The 19654-nt window shown below is 70.7% G+C and carries 17 protein-coding genes; 9 read left to right on the top strand and 8 right to left on the bottom strand.

The window, feature by feature from the left end; translation table 11 throughout:
- On the top strand, positions 1–966 hold a 966-nt coding region (locus tag PPSIR1_RS11465), incomplete at its 5' end, for a hypothetical protein (protein WP_006971215.1).
- A gap of 134 nt (positions 967–1100) precedes the next feature.
- On the opposite strand, the gene PPSIR1_RS11460 is transcribed toward PPSIR1_RS11465, so the two are convergent.
- Positions 1101–1682, bottom strand: coding sequence for a YciI family protein (locus tag PPSIR1_RS11460; RefSeq protein ID WP_006971214.1), 582 nt, complete (start codon positions 1680–1682; stop codon positions 1101–1103).
- 64 nt (positions 1683–1746) lie between these two features.
- Positions 1747–3510 carry a gluzincin family metallopeptidase gene (locus tag PPSIR1_RS11455; RefSeq protein WP_006971213.1) on the bottom strand — a complete coding sequence of 588 codons (1764 nt, stop codon included), beginning with the start codon at positions 3508–3510 and terminating at the stop codon, positions 1747–1749.
- A gap of 199 nt (positions 3511–3709) precedes the next feature.
- Here PPSIR1_RS11455 and PPSIR1_RS11445 point away from each other — a divergent pair, with 199 nt between their 5' ends.
- Positions 3710–4210 carry a hypothetical protein gene (locus PPSIR1_RS11445; protein WP_157595440.1) on the top strand — a complete coding sequence of 167 codons (501 nt, stop codon included), beginning with the start codon at positions 3710–3712 and terminating at the stop codon, positions 4208–4210.
- A gap of 12 nt (positions 4211–4222) precedes the next feature.
- On the opposite strand, the gene PPSIR1_RS11440 is transcribed toward PPSIR1_RS11445, so the two are convergent.
- A complete protein-coding gene (locus PPSIR1_RS11440; RefSeq protein ID WP_157595439.1) occupies positions 4223–5830 on the bottom strand; it encodes a hypothetical protein in 1608 nt (535 codons plus the stop codon).
- 47 nt (positions 5831–5877) lie between these two features.
- A complete protein-coding gene (locus PPSIR1_RS42450; protein ID WP_086001223.1) occupies positions 5878–7089 on the bottom strand; it encodes an extensin family protein in 1212 nt (403 codons plus the stop codon).
- 102 nt (positions 7090–7191) lie between these two features.
- Between PPSIR1_RS42450 and PPSIR1_RS11430 the strand changes: the two genes are divergently transcribed.
- The 3 genes from PPSIR1_RS11430 to PPSIR1_RS11420 all read left to right on the top strand — a co-directional run bounded on the left by PPSIR1_RS11430 (position 7192) and on the right by PPSIR1_RS11420 (position 11274).
- Entirely contained in the window at positions 7192–9024 is a 1833-nt protein-coding gene (locus tag PPSIR1_RS11430) for a DUF2330 domain-containing protein (protein WP_086001222.1), read from the top strand.
- Positions 9025–9132: 108 nt separating this feature from the next.
- Positions 9133–10905 (top strand): DUF2330 domain-containing protein, encoded by a 1773-nt coding sequence (locus PPSIR1_RS11425; RefSeq protein WP_006971207.1) that lies wholly within the window; start codon positions 9133–9135, stop codon positions 10903–10905.
- A 51-nt stretch (positions 10906–10956) separates the two neighbouring features.
- The gene (locus tag PPSIR1_RS11420; RefSeq protein ID WP_045115809.1) at positions 10957–11274 is read left to right on the top strand and encodes a cupin domain-containing protein; all 318 of its coding nucleotides are present in this window, start codon (positions 10957–10959) and stop codon (positions 11272–11274) included.
- Positions 11275–11396: 122 nt separating this feature from the next.
- Here the strand turns inward: PPSIR1_RS11420 and PPSIR1_RS49230 are convergent, their stop codons facing one another.
- From PPSIR1_RS49230 to PPSIR1_RS11405, 3 genes are all read right to left on the bottom strand, one after another.
- Positions 11397–11756, bottom strand: a complete 360-nt coding sequence (locus PPSIR1_RS49230) for a hypothetical protein (RefSeq protein ID WP_006971205.1) — start codon at positions 11754–11756, stop codon at positions 11397–11399.
- A 115-nt stretch (positions 11757–11871) separates the two neighbouring features.
- Positions 11872–13380, bottom strand: coding sequence for an FG-GAP repeat domain-containing protein (locus tag PPSIR1_RS11410; RefSeq protein ID WP_006971204.1), 1509 nt, complete (start codon positions 13378–13380; stop codon positions 11872–11874).
- A gap of 94 nt (positions 13381–13474) precedes the next feature.
- Positions 13475–14632 (bottom strand): hypothetical protein, encoded by a 1158-nt coding sequence (locus PPSIR1_RS11405; protein WP_006971203.1) that lies wholly within the window; start codon positions 14630–14632, stop codon positions 13475–13477.
- 166 nt (positions 14633–14798) lie between these two features.
- On the opposite strand from PPSIR1_RS11405, the gene PPSIR1_RS11400 reads away from it, so the two are divergent.
- Entirely contained in the window at positions 14799–16961 is a 2163-nt protein-coding gene (locus PPSIR1_RS11400; RefSeq protein ID WP_157595438.1) for a sulfatase-like hydrolase/transferase, read from the top strand.
- On the opposite strand, the gene PPSIR1_RS11395 is transcribed toward PPSIR1_RS11400, so the two are convergent.
- On the bottom strand, positions 16958–17770 hold the full coding sequence (locus PPSIR1_RS11395) for an inositol monophosphatase family protein (protein ID WP_045115834.1): 813 nt from the start codon (positions 17768–17770) through the stop codon (positions 16958–16960). The two genes, PPSIR1_RS11400 and PPSIR1_RS11395, sit on opposite strands and share 4 nt — an antisense overlap.
- Before the next feature lie 65 nt (positions 17771–17835).
- On the opposite strand from PPSIR1_RS11395, the gene PPSIR1_RS11390 reads away from it, so the two are divergent.
- The 3 genes from PPSIR1_RS11390 to PPSIR1_RS11380 all read left to right on the top strand — a co-directional run bounded on the left by PPSIR1_RS11390 (position 17836) and on the right by PPSIR1_RS11380 (position 19648).
- Entirely contained in the window at positions 17836–18084 is a 249-nt protein-coding gene (locus PPSIR1_RS11390) for a hypothetical protein (RefSeq protein WP_006971200.1), read from the top strand.
- Positions 18085–18110: 26 nt separating this feature from the next.
- The gene (locus tag PPSIR1_RS51060) at positions 18111–18932 is read left to right on the top strand and encodes a Smr/MutS family protein (protein ID WP_006971199.1); all 822 of its coding nucleotides are present in this window, start codon (positions 18111–18113) and stop codon (positions 18930–18932) included.
- Positions 18933–19069: 137 nt separating this feature from the next.
- Positions 19070–19648 carry a hypothetical protein gene (locus PPSIR1_RS11380; protein WP_006971198.1) on the top strand — a complete coding sequence of 193 codons (579 nt, stop codon included), beginning with the start codon at positions 19070–19072 and terminating at the stop codon, positions 19646–19648.
- Positions 19649–19654: the final 6 nt, after the last annotated feature.

Raw genomic sequence — 19654 nt, 5'->3', positions numbered from 1 at the left:
GGCGTCATCGCCATCGCCGACGACGCCCAGCGGGTCGCGGAGATCGTCGGTGCCCAGGCCGGCGCGGCGCCGCGCCAGCCGAGCCCGCGGGTCCAGGCCCAGTTCACCGTCGAGGCGGCCGTGCCCCTGCGCCGCATGCTGATCTGCGGCTTCCGGGGCGCGACGGTCCAGCTGCTCGAGAGCCTGCTGCTCCACGCCCCCGCCGACGCCGCGGTCTCCGTGCTGCTCGCCGACGACGAGCACCGCGAGCAGGCCCTCGAGCTGTTCGCGGTTCAGGGGGCGCTGGTCCGCCAGGGCCTGTCCAGCCCCAAGTTCGGCGCCTTCGAGGTCGACGAGGACGAGGGCGTGACCTGGACGGCGCCGGCCGGGGACGACCGCCGGCTGAGCGTCGCGCTGCACGTCGCCGACTGGGCCAGCCCGCGGGTGCTCGGGGAGCTGCCTGGCGCGGGCGAGAGCATCCTCGACCACGACCTGGTGCTGTTCTCGGCCGACGGCTCGGGCGAGTCCGACGCGCGCAACACCACGGGGCTGATGACCTACGAGGCCCTCGCCGCAGCGGCCGCGGACGCGGGCCAGGGCGAGCGTCGCCCGCGGGTGGTCGCCGAGGTCGACGACGTCGAGCTCGCGGCGCGCCTCAACGATCGCTTCCACTCCATGGATCGCCCGGAGATCCACGTGTTCTCCATCGACGAGCTCCGGGCCCTGGTGGTGTTCCAGTCCGTGGTCGTGCCCCACTTCAACAGCATCTACGAGGAGCTGCTGACGGGGTCGCGGGGTCTGGTTCCCCTGCGCGCGAGCGAGTTCGGGGCCGCCCGGGTGCCGCACGCGGCCCTCGGCGAGACCCTGCGCGCGAGCGGCCATGTGCTGGTCGCCGTCGACCAGGGCGAGGGCCCGGAGTTCGGCGCCGGGTCCAGCGACGCGGCCGTAGATCTCGAGCGCGCCCGCCTGTGGGTCCTGCGTCGCTGAGCTCTACTTGGCCCCCGCAGAGGACTCGGGACCGGGGGCGCTTCGTCGCTCCGCTCCTCCGCTTTGGCTTGGTGGGCAATGCCGTTCGTGCCTTCGCATGGGCATTGGGTCGCCCCCAAATGGGGGCGATTCGTTCATTGGGGTGGATCGCCGAACAGCGCGGTGAACTGACCGCCGGGCTCGATCCGGCCGTCTTCGTCGCCGCCGGGGACCGAGCCCGGCCAGACCTGGAGGTTCGCGGTCGCGACGTACTGCCCGCGCGGGTGCACCCATTCGTCGCGTACGGCGACCCAGGCTTGCACGGCGGCGACGACCACGTCGGGCAGCGGCCGGGGATCCGCCGGGTCCGCGTTCGTGCACCCGACCCCGCGCTCGAAGGCGACGTGCATCAGCCGCCCGGGGTCGGCGCTCTTGGCCTCCTCGAAGCGCGCGGCGAGGGCGGCCTGGGCGGCCTCTTGCTCGCGCTGGAGGGCTGCCCGAGCGGCCGCCTCGGCGGCGGCGTCGAGCTTGGCGACGCGGGCTCGCTCGCCAGCGTCGAGGGGCCGCGTCGCCTCGCGCAGCCGCTCCCCCGTGTCTCGGTCGAGGCCGACGGTGCCGAGGACGTCGACGTTTTGGGGGCGCTCGCGGAGCCAGGTCTCGGCGTCCGCGAAGGATTCGAACTCGGCGATGAGGGTCTCGCCGGTCTCGAGCCGACGGATCTTGAGCTGCACGGCCATGAGGCAGCCAGTCTAGCGCGCCCGCGCAGCCGCCGTGACCCGCCGATTCTGCGCGACCCCTCTCTCAGTTGCACATCGGGGGGAGGGAGGGCGGCAGATCCTCGTTGCCGCGGACGAAGCGATAAAAGGCGTCCATCACCCGCGTGTCCGAGTCGCTCGCGCAGTACAGGTGCCACTCCAGGGTCTCGGTGTCGATCCAGCCCAGGAAGTCCTCGTCCATGCGCAGCTCGTAGAGCTCGGCCATCGCCGCGCGCAGCTCGTCGAGGCCCATGATCGCCGCCAGCCCGGCGAACAAGCGCCGCCCGCCCCAGTAGCTCTCGGTGACCGTGTCGCGGAAGAAGGGGTCGTCGACGTAGAGCAGCACCGCGGGCTCGTCGAGGATGTTGACGAAGTCGTAGGGCTCGACGGTGAAGGACCAGCCCGCGGTCGTGTTGTACATGGTCCACGCCTCGTCGATCCAACCGTCGGCGTAGGTCTGGGGGTGCAGGCCCCGGGCCCACCAGCTGTGGAAGACCTCGTGGCCCAGGTCCTGGGGCTTGGTCGTCAGGGCGCCGTCGTACTCCATGGATCGGCTGTCCTCGCTGATGTAGGCGAGCATCGCCGGGTGGGGGTAGTCCCCGGTCGAGGCCACGAACTCGTCGAGGTAGGAGCGCGTCGCCAGCTCGAGCTGGGCCAGGCCCTGACCCACGCTCGCGTGCTTGGCCACGGTGTAGGGGATGAGCTGGCCGTTGCCCGCGAGGTGCTCCCCGCTGACCACCTCGAGGTCGCTGGTCGGTTGGACGACGATCAGCGGGGCCATGGCGGTGGTCGTCTCGGGGAACTCGAGCAGCCACTGGTGCTGCGAGAGCTCCTCGACCTCGGCGTTGCTCAGCAGGGTGTGGGGCTGCTCCGCGTCTTGGAGCGCGAGCACCAGGCTGATGGGGGAGCGATCAAAGGGCAGGTTGGCGGGGAGCCAGGCCTCGAGGTAGCGCCCGGGGTTGAGGTCCGAGGACCACGAGTCGAACTGCAGGCCGAGGGGAGCGGCGAGGTACTGGAGCCCGCCGGCCATGGGCGCGTCGGGGATCTCGAGCCAGTAGTCGAGCTCCAGGGTGTGCTCGGAGCAGGGCTCGAGCTCTACGGCGAGCACGCGAAAGCCCGCGTCCATGCCCCAGCCGAAGTCGCGGCGATCGAGGAGCGCGGCGTCGATGGACTGGTCGTCGAGGATGGCTAGGTTGATGTCCTGGCGCAGGTCGAGGACCGGCATGCCCCCGTCCTCGCCGACGCGGAAGCTCAGGATCGTGCTGGCGTAGGCTTGGGTCTCGGACGGGGAGAAGTCGATCGTGGCCGTGAGGTCGAGGATGTCGACGGCGACCGCGGGCGCGTCGAGGCCGTCGAGCTCCTGGGGCGCGAAGGCGCCGGCGAGGGCCTCGGCCGAGCACTCGTCGATGGGCCCGGTGTCGGTGCTGTCCTCGGACTCGGCGGTGTCCGTGGACTCGGCGGTGTCGGTGGACCCGGCGGTGTCGGTGGACTCGGCGGTGTCGGTGGACTCGGTGGACTCGGTGCTCTCTTCGGTGCTCGTGGACCCGCGGGTCTCGGAGCTGGACTCGGTGGACTCGGTGGACTCGGTCGTATCCGTCGTATCCGTCGTGTCGTCCGAGCTCGACTCGCCGGACTCGCTCTCGCTGGAGTCGACGCTGGTGTCGCTCTCGCCCCCCGTGCTCGTCGGCGCACCGATCTCGTCGTCGCCCTGGTCTGCGAAATCCGTGCGCCCGCACGCGAGGCTGAGGACGGCGAGGGCGGAGACGGTTCTGCGAGTACGTCGCCGACGGCGGAGGACAAGGCAGGTCACGACCAGAGCATAGCCCCACGCAGGTCGGCCGAGACCGGCTCGGGGGAGGGGTCTGAGTCGTGGGCGTGGGGCAGGGAGGGCGTGGCGTCGCCCACGACGGCCAAAGTAGACAGGGACTGTGAAAACTTCACAGTCCTGAGCATGAAGGCGCGTATTCGGCGCTGGCCATCGGCGTCGCAAACCATGCGATCGTCGCGCCATGACATCCGTTCCCGACCGCCGCATCATCATGCGCGGGGAGCAAAGCGGCACCGTGGTGCTCGACTGGTGCGCGCCCTTGCTGCTCATCGAGTGGCACGGCCTCGTCGCCGACATGCCGACGCTGACGGAGTACTTCGACGCCCTCGAGGACACCTTCGACGCCCTCGACGCGGCCGGCGAGCGCTGCCTCGTGCTGACCTACTCCGACGGCGAGGGGCGGCCGCCGGCCCACGTCCGGCGCTACATCTCCGAGCGCATGAAGGCCAGCTACGCCCAGGTCGAGCGCATCCGCATCGCGCAGGCGATGGTCGTGCTCAAGCCGGGGGTGCGGACCTTCATGAAGGTCCTGGGCTTCGTCGACGCGCGCATGCGCCAGCCGATGTTAGCGACCATGGAGGAGGGGCGGCAGTGGGTCCGGGAGACCCTCACCGCCGAGGGCCTGCCCATCCCGAGCAGCCTCGACCGGCCCTACGAGCCGCCGGGCGCCGTGGGCACTTGATCCGTCGCTGGTCTAGCCGGGCTCGGAGAGCGACCACCACGTAGCGATGCGCTCGTCGCCGAGGTCCAGGAGCGGCTCGGGCTCGCCGCCTCCGATGAACACGCGCTCGATGGTCGCGCCCGAGTTCAGCAACACGTGGCGGGCCTCGCCGCTCCAGCGCACGAGCTTCGCGGTCTCCGACCCCCTGGGTTGGCGCTCGATGAGGGTATGGACCGTGGGCGTGTCGCCGCCGACGTCGACGAGGGACACGCGCTCGAGGGGCTCGGTCTGTGCGATGAGTACGCGCTCGGGCCTCGCCGCGTAGGTCTGGAAGTCGACCTGAACGTCGGGCCCGAGCTCGACCGCGGTCGCTATCGCTGCGTCGGGTCCGGGGCTCACGAGCTCGACCGCGCTGGTCTCGTCGGGGTCTTCGGTGAGGCGCTCGAACACGGTCCAGCCGGCCAGGTTCTCGACCACCTGGGCGATCGAGCCGGTGCCGAGGAGCGGTTCGGTCAAGGTCGTGAGCGGAACGGGGCCGGGGGCCGAGAGGGCGCTCGCGTGGGCGATGCCGGCGCCCGGGAAGAGGAAGCGCAGCTCGTCCTCGCCGTGGAGCCAGTGGCGGTAGCCAGGGGGGCTGTCGAGACGCTCGGGCTCCCCGGCGAGGGGACCGTCAAAGAGGCGGCGCCACGAGTCGCCAGCCTCGTCGCTCCATACCATCCAGCCTTCGGTCTGGAGCGTTCGGGGGTAGCCGTCGGTCGTCATGGGGTAGCGCTCGGCGGGTTCGTCGAGGTGGAGGCGGTCGTGAACGGCGAGCTCGAAGCCGGACCCGCTGCGGACGAGGTAGCCGATTCGAGCTGCGTCGACGTAGAGCTGCGAAGACCAGGCGTGGTCTTCGTCCTCGAAGCTGGCGAGGGTTTGCACGGGGCCCGGGAGCCCGTCGACGATGGTCGCCGCTCGCAGCACGTACGGCTGCCAATCGGGGCGGACCAACCATAGGGCGAGGTCCGCTGCGGGGCTGAGCGCGAAGGCGGGCAGTTGTTGGCTGCAGTCTGGGTATCCGACGGGCTCGAGCTCGACGCGCTCGACGGGCTCGCGGGCGGAGTCGTAGCGGATCCACTCGAGGCTGCAGTCTGGCTCGGGGGGGATGCTGAGGGGATCGTCGGGGAGGTTCGCCGTGCTCCGGATGAGCGCCCCGCCGCCGCTGGGCGTGAACTGGACGCCGGTGAGCTTGCGGGGGTAGCCCATGCGCACGGGGCTGACGACGGGCTCGCCCGACTCGACCCGCGTCAGCCAGGCCGGCCAGGGGCCGTGGGTGTTCTGGACGATGACGCCGTGGCCGGGGTGGTCCCACGTCTCGATCGTCGATCTGGATCCGCCGAGCTCGATGAGTTCGCGCAGCTCGATGGGCTCAGCTTCGCCCTCGTCGACCCGCAGCGCGACGAGGCGCGGATTGGTGGTGCTCTCGTCCTCGGGATCGAGCTGGCGCAGGACGATGAAGGTCCAGCCGTCGGCTGCAGGCCCAGCATCCGCGGGCGCGGGCGCCAGGACGGCGTCATCCCCACACCCGCTCGACAGGCATGCGAGTACAATGGGCGCTAGAACAAAGTTTTGGGTTTGGCCAAGGGCTCTAGGGGGCAGCACCAAACGAGCGTAGCCTGACTTTTCAAAACTTTCAAATCAAACAAAGCCTACTCGTAGAAGTTCGCGCCCGGCTTGAGGTCGACGTGGAAATGGTCGTCGTGGGCGGCGTTGTACTCGGGCGTCAGGATGATGTTGAAGATGTCCTGCTCGAAGCGCTTGTCGGTCAGGTCCTTGAGCCACTGGCCCTCGAAGGTGACGGGCTCGTCGACGCCGTCCTCCCAGTCGTCGTAGACGCTGAGGTACTGCCCGCCCTCGAGGGTGAAGCCGCCGAGATCGATGGCGTAGCCGAAGCTGTGCTCGCTCAGGGTGCTGGTCCCGGCGATCACCCGGCAGTTGTAGGTCCCGATGTGCGCGACCTCGACGGCGTCCTTTTGCTGGAGCAGCTCGCCGAGCTCGAGCAGGGCCAGGGCGAGCTCGCACGAGCCGCGGACCGAGCCCGGGTTCTCGCTCTCGATGTAGCGGTAGTCGACGCCGCCGATGGGCGAGTACAGGCGCACGGGATCCTCGACGATGCAGTCGAGCTCGGGGTGGCCGTCGGGGTGATCGAGGGGGATGTAGGCCGGGATCCACGCCTGGCCCGCGTCGTCGAGCATCTGCTGACACTCGGTCTTGGGCGGGGCGATGTCCTGGGGCAGGCACACCGGCGACTTGGTCCCGGGCTGCGAGAAGCGGTCGACGATGACGCAGGCGTAGCCCTCGCGGCAGCCCCCGGTCGGGAGCTTGAAGGGGTCGCACTTGGACAGGCACGCGCCCTGGTCCGGGGCGAAGGGCTCGACGAAGTCCATGTGCTCGACGCAGAAGGTCTCGGGCGCGTCGGCGGCGTCCGGGCAGTAGAGGTCGCAGGGCAGGGTGCAGGTGCCGCAGGGGAAGCCCTCATCCTCGCGCAGGCAGACGCCGCCCTCGTAGCCGCAGTCGAGGTCGTCCTCGCACGGCCCGCCAATCCACGGGTCCCAGCTCGACAGCGCGTCGCAGGCCATGCCCCCGGTCTCGCCCGACTCCTCGCCCATGTCGGTCTCGCCCTCGGTCTCATCCTCGCCCTCGCCCATGTCCGGCGCGCCGGAGGAGCTGCCCTCGTCCTCGCTGCTCTCGCCCTCGTCTTCGTCCGTGCCGATCTCGTCCTGGCCGTCGTCCCCGAGGCCGTCGGCCCCGTCGCTTTCGCCGGGCCGGCCGACGTCCACGATGCAGCCCGCGAGGCCGAGGATCAGAAGTGGCGCGAGTAGCGCGAAACGACGGCGGCACAGAGAGGCGAGGGAGGGCATGCCCCATCTTAAGGCGGGCAGGCGGCCACGTCTCCAAATCCGCAGCTTGGTTCAACACCGTCGTGATCGAAGCGTGGGGCTCGTGGCACCGGAGGAGTAGCCATGAACAAGACTGGACTATCCCTCGCCCTGGCCGGCATCTGCGCCCTGGCCGCCACTGTGACCCCGAGAACTGCAGAGGCCTGCGGCGGCACCTTCTGCGACACCGGCCCGCAGTCGATGCCCGTCGACCAGACCGGCGAGAACATCCTGTTCGTGATGGGCGACGACAACATCGTCGAGGCCCACATCCAGATTCAGTACGACCCGGACGCCGACGCGGACAAGTTCGCGTGGGTGATCCCGATGACGGCGGTGCCGGAGTTCGAGGTGGGCTCGGAGCGGCTGTTCCAGAACATGCTCGCGGGCACGGTGCCGACCTACGGCTACTCGACCACCCAGGAGCCCTGCGGAGACAGCGGCGGCGGCTCCGAGGGCGATGACGGTTGGGGCACGGAGGACTCGACGGACGGCGGCGAGGAGTCGACGACGGGGGGGGAGCCCGTGGTCGTGCTTCAGGAGATCGTCGGCGCCTTCGAGATCGCCGTGCTCGACGGCGGGACCATCGAGGGGGTGATGCAGTGGCTGGGCGACAACGACTACCAGCAAGACCCCGCGGCCGAGCCGATCCTCGCCGAGTACCTGAACGAGGGCCACCTCTTCGTCGCCATCAAGCTGGCGATGAACACCGAGGTCGACGAGATCCACCCGATCGTGCTGCGCTACCAGGGCGACGAGACCTGCGTGCCCCTGCGCCTGACCCGGATCGCCGCGGTCGAGGACATGGACGTGCGCGTGTTCATCCTCGGCGACGGGCGGGCGGTGCCGACCAACTACCGCCACGTGCTGGTCAACCCGCTGAAGATCAACTGGATCAACTTCGCCAGCAACTACAAAGAGGTGATCTCGCTGGCCGTGGACGCCTTCGCGGCCGAGGGCAACGCCTTCGTCACGGAGTACGCCGGCGGCTCGGGGCAGGTGTCGATCAACGGCCTGCACAGCGCGCTGTGGGACGCCCAGGCCATCGCGGACCTCGGGCCGAGCCCCGGTGAGCTGTTCACGGTCCTCGAGGGGCAGGGCCTGGCGCAGTGCATCGACGGCCTGTGCTCCCTCACCCACGACCTGCTCCCGCCGATGATCGAGAGCTACCTGCCCGTGCCCAACGGCCTGACGCCCGAGGAGTTCTACGGCTGCCTGTTGTGCTACGCGGGGCTGATCGACCAGGACGCCTGGGACGCGGCGGCCCTGGCCGCGGAGATCGACGACCGCATCATCCAGCCGGGCCTGCACGCCCAGAGCCTGATCCAGGACTACCCCTACCTGAGCCGGATGTACACGACCATCTCGCCCAACGAGATGTACGAGGACCCGATCTTCCACATCAACCCGACGCTGCCCGAGGTGCCCAACAACCGCCAGGGCACGCGCTTCAACCTGTGCGCCGGTGGGGCGCTGTTCACCCTGCCCGACGGCCGCGAGGTCTACCTGCCCAACCAAAACGCGTGGCCCAACTTCACGGACGAGATGCCCTGGGAGGAGGACGTCGAGCAGGCCGCGCTGATGGGCCCCAACCAGGTGCTGAGCGATCAGACCGAGCTCATCGACGCGCTGCTGGCCGAGTGGAACGAGTCCAACGGCTGGGGCGGCGGCGGCGAGGGAGGCTCGGGCGACGGCGAGACGGGCACGGACGGTGGCAGCGGCGAGGGGGGCTCGGGCGAAGACGCCGGCTCCGGCGGCGGCGACGAGCTCGGCGAGGACGGCACGGGCGGGGGCGCGGGCCTCATGGACCCCGAGGCCAGCTGCGCGTGCTCGGCCGACGAGGACCCGAGCCGGGGGACCCTCGGGCTCATGGGCCTGCTGGGCCTGGGCCTGCTGGTGCGTCGGCGTCGTCGCTGACCGAGCCGGCGTCAAACCAAGGCGGCTCCGCGCAAACGCGCGGGGCCGCTCTCGTTTTCGGGCCCCCACGCAATTGATCCACCCGTCCCATGGCACGAACTGGATGACATGACCAAGACTGCGCTTACCTCGATCCCGACGGTCCTCGCGGGCGCTTGCGCCCTCGCCCTGTCGCTGGCTCCCAATGCGGCCGAGGCCTGCGGCGGGACCTTTTGCGACACCGGCCCCCAGTCCATGCCGGTCGACCAGACCGGTGAGAACATCCTGTTCGTGATGGGCGACGAGAACATCGTCGAGGCCCACATTCAGATCCAGTACGACCCGGACGCCGACGCGGACAAGTTCGCGTGGGTGATCCCGATGACGGCGGTGCCGGAGTTCGAGGTCGGCTCGGAGCGGCTGTTCCAGAACATGCTCGCGGGCACGGTGCCGACCTACGGCTACTCGACCACCCAGGAGTCCTGCGGCGGCGAGGGCGACGACGAGGCCGGCGGCTGGGGGGACGAGGGCGAGAGCGGGACCGGAGACGAGAGCACCGAGGACAGCGGGGGCGGCGGCCCCACGGTCGTGCTCGAGGAGATCGTCGGCGCCTTCGAGATCGCCGTGCTCGAAGGCGGGACCATCGAGGGGGTGATGCAGTGGCTCGAGGACAACGGCTACCAGCAGGACCCCAACGCCGAGCCGATCCTCGCCGAGTACCTCGAGGAGGGTCACCTCTTTGTCGCCATCAAGCTGGGGATGAACGCCGAGGTCGACGAGATCCACCCGATCGTGCTGCGCTACCAGGGCGACGAGACCTGCGTGCCCCTGCGCCTGACCCGGATCGCCGCGGTCGAGGACATGGACGTGCGCGTGTTCGTGATTGGCGACGGGCGGGCGGTGCCGACCAACTACCGCCACGTGCTGGTCAACCCGCTCAAGATCGACTGGATCAACTTTGCCAGCAACTACAAGGAGGTCATCTCCCTGGCCGTGGACGCCTTCGCGGCGGACGGCAACGCCTTCGTGACCGAGTACGCCGGGCCCTCGGGCCAGGTGTCGATCGTCGGCCTGCACAGCGCGCTGTGGGACGCCCAGGCCGTCGCGGACCTGGGCGACGACCCGAGCGAGCTGATCCCGACCCTCGAGGCCCAGGGCCTGGTCGAGTGCTTCGACGGCCTGTGCACCCCGGCCCACGACCTGCTCCCGCCGATGCTCGACGCCTACCTGCCGGTGCCCAATGGCCTGACGCCGGAGGAGTTCTATGGCTGCGTGCCTTGCTTCGTCGGACTGGTCGACACCGACGCCTGGGACGCGGCGGCCCTGGCCGCGGACCTCGACGCCCGCATCATCCAGCCGGGCCTGCACGCCCAGAGCTTGATCCAGGACTACCCCTACATCTCGCGGATGTACACGACCATCTCGCCCAACGAGATGTACGAGGACCCGATCTTCCACATCAACCCGACGCTGCCCGAGGTGCCCAACAACCGCCAGGGCACGCGCTTCAACCTGTGCGCCGGGGGCTCGCTGTTCACCCTGCCCGACGGCCGCGAGGTCTACCTGCCCAACTCGAACCAGTGGCCGGAGTTCCAGGACGAGATGCCCTGGGAGGAGGACGTCGAGCAGGCCGCGTTCATGGGCCCCAACCAGGTGCTGAGCGATCAGACCGAGGTCATCGACACCCTGCTGGCCGAGTGGAACGAGAGCAACGGCTGGAACGGTGAGGAGGGCGGAGGCTCGGGCGGCAACGAGAGCGAGAGCGGCGGCGACGTGGGCATCGACGACGTGACCGAGTCGGGCTGCAGCTGCTCGACGGAGGACGACGACCCGACCCGCGGCGCCCTCGGCCTCGCGGCGCTGTTTGGTCTGGGCATGCTCGTGCGTCGTCGCCGACGCTGAGCGAGGCTGGACTTCGGCAGCGGTCGGGGGCGATGCCATGATGGCTCGCCCATGACCGCTGCCTCCAATTTGTTCGAGCGGCCTCCGACCCAGGCCGAGCAATTCGAGACCCTCCTGCGCCAGGGGGGCGTGCACATCGAGCGCATCTACGGGCCGGTGAGCTCGCCCTCCGAGGTCTACGACCAGCCCCACGACGAGTGGGTCGCCCTGCTCGCGGGGGAGGCCGAGCTCGAGCTCGAGGGCGCGACCTTGGTGAGCGCGCGCATGGGCCCGGGCGACACGCTGTTCATCCCCGCCCACCAGCGCCACCGGGTGCGCTCGGCGAGCGCGGACGCGCTGTGGCTGGCGGTGCACCTGCCGCCCCGGTGAGGGGCACGCGTCCTCGCGTGATCGACTTCGGGAGCTCTCGGGCGGCGTCGCCCGGTGAGCCAAGAAAAACGCGGAGCACCCAGGGGTGCTCCGCGTCGACGAAGGGTCGAGAAGCTGAAGGACTACTCGTCCTCGTGGTGGTGGTGGTCGCCCTCTTCGCCCTGGTGGTGGGCGTGCTCGTCGGCGTGGCCGTCCTCGGCGCCGTGGTGGTGCTCGTGCTCGTTGGCGTGGCCGTCCTCGCCGTGGTGATGCTCGTGCTCGTCGGCGTGGCCGTCCTCGGTGCCGTGGTGATGGTCGTGCTCGTTGGCGTGACCGTCCTCGGTGCCGTGGTGGTGCTCGTGGTCGCTGGCGTGGGCGTCGGCCGCCCCAGACTCGAGGTTGGCGGCGGTGTCGCCCGGGTTCGTCGTGGCGGCGGCGTCCTTGCAGGCGCTGAGGGACCCGGCGAGGGCGAGGACGGAGAAGGCAGTGATCAGCTTGCGCATGACGGAGACGTCAATATCATACTTGCAAAGATGTACAAGTATCACTGGATGCCTTTGGAACGCCGTAGGGGTCACACTAGAGCGTGCGCCAGAGACGTAGGTCGATTGCGCGGCGCTATTCGCGCTCGTAAACGTAGATGCGCGCGTCCTCGTAGCCGGTGAACACCGGATCGTTGTCCCCGTCCCCGTCGAGGTCGTAGGCGTGGCCACCCCCGGCCTGCGGGAGGGACTCCTCGATCACGTGGGTCGTGAAGGTCGCGGTCTCGGTCTGCTCGAGCCAGAAGGTGCGCGGGTCCCCGTCGCCGGACAGGAACACGTCGAGGTCGCCGTCCCCGTCGGCGTCGGCGAGGTCGAACACGCCGGGGGCGTCGGCGATCGCCACGCCGTCGTCGGGGAGCGACACGATGCCCTCGGAGATGATCGTCGAGGTCCACGGCGCGGTGAGGTCGTCGCCGGGCTCGAACACGATGATCGCCGACTCCCACTCGTCGGGCGGCTCGTTGCCCTGGTTGACGTGGTTGCTGGCCACGGCCCGCAGGGTGTCGTCGCCGTAGAGGTCCCGGGTCAGGCGCAGCTGGATGGCCTGGCCGTGATCCGTGCTGATCACGTGGCGGAGCCACTCGCCCTCGGGCACGGCGTCGGAGGGCGCGGCGGTCTGCTCCCACCACACGTAGGGCTCGCCCTCGCCCAGGCCAAAGAAGCGGCCGGCGGCGATGTCGAGGTCGCCGTCCTCGTCGATGTCGGCGAAGTCCGGGATGGTCCCGCCGACCTCGGGGTCGATGACCCGGGCCTCGGCCTCGAACAGGGTCGGGCTGTCGAGGTCGCCGCGGTACCACACCAGCTCGGAGGTCATGAAGGTCTCGCGGGCGGTGACGATGTCGAGGACCCCGTCGCCGTCGAGGTCGACGAGGCCGGGGCGGTGGAAGAACTGGGGGTCGGCGTCGGTGATGTCGTGGCGCACGAACTCGGTGCCGACGTTCTCGAACACGTAGAGGCCGCCGCAGTCGCCGACGTTGGGGTCGAACATGCACACGAAGAAGCCCGCGGCGAGGACCACGTCGAGGTCGCCGTCGCCGTCGAGGTCGGCGATCTCGGACTCGTTGGGGAACTCGACCCCGTCGCCTTCGCTGACCAGCGGGACGCGCTCCCAGCAGTTGAGGCCCTCGCGCTGGAGGTGGAGGGTCAGCGTGCCCTCGGGGATGGCGATGCCCATGCTGGTGTCGATGAGCCCGAAGGCCGAGCTGAGCAGGTCGAGCTTGCCGTCGTCGTCGAAGTCGGCGATGGACACGAAGGCCGGGCCGGGGATGTCGTCGGCGACGGTGTGGCGCAGCCACTCGGACACGGCCTCGCTGCCCTCGTTGCAGATCAGCTCGCCCTCGAGGCCGCCGGTCTCGGTCTCGCTTTCGGTGGTCTCGGTCTCGGTCTCGGTCTCGGTCTCGGTCTCGGTCTCGGTCTCGGTCGAGCCGCTGGACTCGGTCGCCTCGTCGTCGGTCTCCGTCGCGGCGTCGTCGTCGCTGCCCTCGCCGCCGTCGTCGCTCGGGCAGGCGGCCAGGCACAGGGCAATGCACGCGAGCAGGGATGCGCCGGGGGTGGATCCGTGGGGGGCGGGGGGCAGTCGAGTCATGGCCGGACCATAGCGATAGCCGCGGGGCGGTCGCGCCCCACATGGCGGCGCCTCGGGCCGGCCTTCTCACACCGATTCGACGGGAGAATTGCCTTCAGGGCGGCGTTCCCAGGGGCTCGCGCTCACAGCTTTGCTCGCCCCAGTCGAGGAGCTCGCCGTGGTCGATGACCTCGAAGTCCATGGGCCGCAGCGAGACCAGATCCTGGGGCGCGAGCAGGCCGTCCCAGGTGTTCGCGGAGAAGCGGTCGGACTGCGCCGTGAGGGCGATCTGTCCGCCGTCGGCGAGGAACATGCCGTGGGTCTGGAGGGCCGCGGCGACCACCTTGGCGCCTTCGCTGGGCAGATCGTCGACGGGGAAGTCCGGGCGCAGGCGCAGGTGCACGCCATAGGGCGGCGCCTCGATCGGGCCCGAGGTCGCGTTGGTGCTGTGGGTCGCCGGCGGGGAGTAGATGAGGTTGCGGATGTGGGCGTTGGGCAGGATGAAGCGGATCGCGTGGTCGATCGATCCGGCCGCGACCTCGTCGGCGGTGAACAGCAAGGGCGCGATGGGGAAGCCGGCCGCGTCGGCGCTGGTGCAGCCCTGGCCCCGGCCCTCGTCGTCGTAGACCACGCCCATGTCCCACACCGCCAGGCAGCCGCCGTAGAACACGTCGTCGACGATGTTGGCCCGCCACATCTCGTAGAGCAGGTTCTCGTCGCGGGCCGCGACGATCAGGTGGCAGTCGCCGTCGCTGGTGCACGCGTAGCCCTCCTCGCCCTCGATCGCGCCGCCCTCGGGCACGGGCACCTCGACCCAGTCGCAGTCGGGCGTGTAGAAGTCGCCGGTCGCCTCGAAGCTGCGCCGCGGGGTGTCGGCGTCGGCCTCGAGCACCTCGATGGAGAAGTCGATCTGGAAGTTGTCGTCGTTGCCCCACCCGGCCTGCTCGAGCCAGGCGACGACGGTCGCGGAGTTGGGGTGGGTCGGCGCGTCGCTGACGTCCTCGCACCACACCGCGCCCGCGGGGAAGTAGCCGGCGCAGGCCGGGAGCTCGCCGCCGGTGGTCTCGCCCGAGCTGCCCTCGGTGGTCTCGGCCTCGGTCGTCGAGTCCGCGGACGCGCTCGACTCGTCGGCGCTCTCGGAGTCGGAGGAGCCGACCTCATCGCTGCTCGCGCCAGTGTCACTCGTGTCATCGTCGTCACCGCTCGACGCGGGGCAGGCCACGCAGGGCAGCAAGGACAGGCTGAGGGCCAGGGTGCGCGCGGGCGTGGGCATGGCTCAGGGTACTGCGTCTGCCAACGCTGGGAGGGTTTGGGCAGAGAATCCGGGGCTTGCGATCCGGGAGATGTGGTAAGTCAAAATGATGTCTTCTGGTCTCACCAGAGTTACGACTCCGCTGCGGCATGTCGCGCTCGCGGTCGGTGTCGTCACGATCGTGAGCGTGAGCTCGGTCATCGTTGGTGGGGAGGGCGCCCCGGGTCTCGGCAGTCGGCTCGTGCTCGGGGTCGGCCTGGGGGCCTGCGGGGGTCTGGCGCTGGGCTTGGCACAGGCTGTCGCGTGGAGCCTGCTCGGCGCTCTGTCCGACTACCTCGAGCTCGACGCGTGGGCGCAGCGCGTCAACGACCGCGACCGCTCGGCCCCCCGAGCGCCCGTGGTCGAGCTCCGCGCGGGCTTGGTCGCGGCGAGCGTGATGCTCGTGGTGTTCGGGGCCGCGGCCTGGGTGTTGATGCCGAGCCTGTTCCACATCGCCAACCCCGCCTTCGCGCGGAGCTTCGCCGTGCTCTTATTCGTCGGCCTGGGCGGTGGGGCGCTCGTCGGGGGCTTCGTCCTGGCTCGGCTGTTGCGACCGCTCGTCGCCCGCATCGACGAGCGGCTCGGCCTGCCGTGGCCGGCCAGCCCCGCCCTTCGCTACGCCCTGTTCGTGGTCGTACCGGTCGCCGCGCTCTTGCCTGCGTACCTCGTGATCAACGCGGTCGAGCTGGGCACCTTCGCGCTGTTCTTTTGGATCCTGGTCGTGCTCGTGGGCGAGGGGCTCGTCGGCCTGGTGTGTCTGCCGTGGCTCGTGGAGGGAGAGCGGCGGCTGAGCCTGGCCGTCGCGCCGGTGCTCGTGCTGGTCGGCGCGGGCGCGGCCAGCTTGGTCATGAACGGCTCCGAGGACGCGTCCCGCTGGGCCCGCGAGCACCGGGCGCTGGGTCCGAGCGCCGCCCTGACGTCGAAGGCGACGGACTTCGATCGCGACGGCTTCTCGAGCATGTTCGGCGGCGGCGACTGTGCGGCCTTTGACGCTTCGATCAGCCCGAAGGCGCAGGACATCCCGGGCAACGGGATCGACGAGGACTGCTCGGGCGAGGACGCCTCGAAGGCGGCCGCGGTCGAGGCCCTCGAGCTCTTCTACGGCGAGTACGAGGCCCCCGAGGGGCAGGGGCGCCCCAACGTGCTGTTCGTGATCGTCGACGCGATCCGCTTCGACACGACGGGCATCGGCGGCGCGGCGGACAGCCCGACGCCCTACCTCGACGAGGCGGCCGAGGACTCGCTGGTGTTCACCCAGGCCTACTCCCAGTCCTCGGCGACGATCCTGTCGATCCCCAGCATGCTCTCGGGCCGCGACCCGAGCATGGCCGAGTGGGCCCGCAGCTCGCGGATTGATCTCGGCGACAGCGAGCAGACCCTCGGCAAGCGGCTCGACGCCCTCGGCTACCAGACGGGCCTGGTCGCGGTGAGCTACTTCAACCGGCACATGAAGCGCATCCTCGCGGAGTTCGAGTTCACGAGCGTGCTCGAGGCCGCGTCGGAAGAGGAGATGGCCGCCCCGGCGGGGGCCTACGTCACGGGCCAGGCCGGCGCCCTGGTGGTCGAGTCGATCCGCTACATCGAGCGCGCGGCCGCCTCGAAGGACCCCTGGTTCCTGACCCTCTACGTCGTCGACCCGCACAGCGAGTACCTCGAGCACGGCTTTGGCCACGGTCGCTTCGGGGACGAGCCCAAGCAGCGCTACGCCGGCGAAATCTCCAACGTCGACGCGAGCATGGGCTCGCTCATCCACTACCTCAAGCACTCGGGGCAGTGGGACAACACCATCTTCGTATTCCTGGCTGATCACGGCGAGGAGTTCGGCGAGCACGGCGGGGTCAAGCACGCCCAGACTTGCTACGTCGAGAGCGTGCACGTGCCGCTGATCGTCCACGTCCCGGGGATCGAGGGGCGGCGGGTCGACGCGCCCGTCGGCTTGCTCGACGTCGCGCCGACGATCCTGGAGGTGATCGGCAACACCGACGACGCCCGCAAGCTCGACGGGCAGAGCCTGCTGCTGCCCGCGCTCGCGCCCCAGCGCGCGCCCGAGGACCGGGTGATCCCCTGCTCGGTGATCAGCCAGCGCCCGACCCAGGGGAACTTCTTTCGCCGCGCCGCGCGGACCGAGGACGGCGTGCTGATCCACAACGTGATCGCCGGGCACTACGAGTACTACGACCGCAGCGCCGACCCGGGCGAGCAGACCGACATCCACGCCAAGAGCGAGGCCGACCCCGAGCTCGAGCGGCTCCAGGGCTGGCTGTCGAGCACCCTGAGCGGCAACCTCCCCAGCAACCTGCTGACGGACTAGAGCACCGATCGGTTCGCGGCGCGCAGCGTGGCGAGGAGCTCGGGGTGAAACCAGGGCGTCGCGGCGATCAGCCCCTCGCCGGTCTCGGGGTCCTGGCCGTCGTCGATGCCCGTGAGCACGCCGCCGGCCTCGCGCACGAGCAGGTTGCCCGCGGCCACGTCCCAGGTCTGGATGCCCCGCTCCCAAAAGCCGTCGTAGCGCCCCCAGGCGACCCAGGCCAGGTCGAGGGCGGCGGAGCCAAAGCGCCGCACCCCGCCGACCTTGGGGCCCACGGCGGCGAGCTCGGCGGTGAAGGCTTCCTGGTGGGGGCGGCCGCGGTGGGGGATGCCCGTGGCGACCACGGCCCGCTCCCAGCTGCGCCGCGGCGACACGCGGATGGGTTCGCCGTCGAGGGTCGCCCCCTGGCCGCGGATGGCCGCGAAGGCCTGGCGGGTCAGGGGCTGGTAGACGAGGCCGGCGAGGGTCGGGCCGCCGGCCTCGCGCAGGGCGATGGACACGGCGAAGTGCGGGATGCCGCACAGGAAGTTGGTGGTCCCGTCGAGGGGATCGACGACCCACTCGAGGCCTCCGGACTCGCCGGCGCGTCCGGCCTGGTAGCCCGACTCCTCGCCGAGGAAGGCGAGCTCGGGGCGGGCCGCCTCGAGCACGGCGCGGATGGCCGCCTCGGCGCCGAGGTCGGCCTCGGACACGAGGTCGGCCGGGCGCTTGGACTGGACCTCGAGGCGTTCGAGGGCCGCGAAGGCGTCGAGCAGCACCGCGCTCCCGGCGAGGGCCGCTTCGTGCATCAGGCTCAGGGTGGTCTCGTGCATGGGCGCGCGGATGGTAGCCAGCTGGGCCTCGAATTTCACCCCGACCCGCGCTATGGCATGGCGCGATGCCTCAGGTACCCCTGGCCCTCACCGGCGTGCCCACCGACGACCTCAAGAAGCTGCTGCGCCTGGTCCACCGCAAGGAGATCGAGCTGCCCATCACCCCCGTGGGGCTGTCTCTGGTCGGGCTGCAGCACCGCACCGAGGAGTTCATGCAGGTCCTGCGCGGCCTCGACGAGCCCGGGGTGCGGGCGGTCCTGGTGGCCGTCACGGCCGAGCGCATCGAGGGCGAAAAGAAGACGCCGCGGATCTGAGCGGTCTCGGAGCGGTCGAGGGAGCCATGGCGCTGGACGAGGAGCTGGACCGTCGACTGCGCGAGCTGGCGCGGGTGCTTCGGCTGGAGCCCGTGGCGCGGGAGGGGACGCGCTGGACGCTGGCTCTCGACGAGGCCCTGGCGCTCGAGCTCGACCTGGACGGGAGCGCGCTGACGCTGAGCTTCGCCGGTTGGCGAGAGCGCTCGGCCCTCGACGCCGACGAGCTCGACGACCCCGAGGCCCAGGCCGAGCTCGTCGACCTCGCCCTCGACTTCGCGGCTGCGGCCAGCTTCGGCGAGCTCCGGGTCGTCGAGCGGCGCGCGGGCCAGGCCGCGGCGCGACGCCTCGAGGTCCTCGTCGACGGCCAGACCTGGCGGGTGCACGGCCGCAGCGGGAGCCTGGGCCTGGGGGGCAGCGTGTCGTCCTGGCTCGGCCGCGTCCCCGAGGTCGTCGTCCGCGTCGAGGGGCGACCCCGGGGGGGCTGCCGGGCCCTGGCCAAGGCACGGCCGCGCGGGCTCCCTCGGGCTCCGTGGGCCGGCGCGGCCGCAGGCTTGGGCGGGGACACCCGCGAGGACGCGCAGGCCCTGCCCCTCGACGGCGAGCTCGACCTGCACAATTTTTCGCCCAGGGAGGTCGGCCCGCTCGTGCGCGAGTACGTGGCCGCGTGCCGCGGCGCGGGCGTCCTCGATCTGCGGGTCGTCCACGGCAAGGGCAAGGGCGTGCTCCGGCGGACGGTCCACGTCGAGCTCGGGCGGCTGCAGGAGGCCGGCGAGGTCGAGCGCTTTCGCCTGGGCGGCCACGGCGAGGGCAGCTGGGGGGCGACGATCGTCCGCCTTCGGCCGCCTTGAACCACCGCGCTGGCCGGAAACTGGGCGTCGGAAAACCAGGCCGGGCTGGGGTCAGAACTGGTGAAATGAGTGAAAGCACGGTCCACGCACGCACCCTTCGACTCCTGTCAGGCTGCGCCTCGCTGATCCTCTCGTTGGTGGTCGTTGGCTGCGTCGGCGATGGCGGCGACGGCGACGGCTCACCAGCCGAGCCCCTCGAGCTCGACGCGCTCGAGCTGGGCATCTACGCGGTGGACGTCCACCGCGTCAACGAGGAGGGCTGCGACGCGGAGGGCCCGGGGGCCCCGGGGGCCCTCGACTACGCCGTCGCGGCGCTTCATGACGACGGGGACGGCCTGGAGGTCGTCATCCTCCCGTGCGCCGACCCGACGGCTTGCGCCGCGCTGGCCGAGGAGACCGAGGCGTGGGGGCTGACCGTGGACCCCGTGTTCATGTTCGACGCCGCGCTCTCGGACGGGACGATGACCGGGCCGGGGCGCGACGGCGTGACGGTCCCGGGGGACATGGGGGAGTGCGGCGCCTTCGACGAGGTGCCGTGGCTGTCGGGCTTCGGCGGCGAGGTCCTCGAGGGCCAGTCTCTGACCCACCGCCTCGACTGGTCGTTGATGGCCTCGACATGCGTCGAGGACTTCGAGGCCGGCGGCGCCGAGGGAGTCGAGGGCGAGTGCGTTCGACGAGTGGACTGGCGCGCGACCTTGGTGGCCGTCCGCGAGTAGCCACCG

The organism is Plesiocystis pacifica SIR-1 (assembly GCF_000170895.1).
GTDB lineage: Bacteria > Myxococcota_A > Polyangia > Nannocystales > Nannocystaceae > Plesiocystis > Plesiocystis pacifica.
The sequence above is the reverse complement of the archived record's forward strand: the minus strand, read 5'-3'. Positions and strand labels throughout refer to the sequence as shown.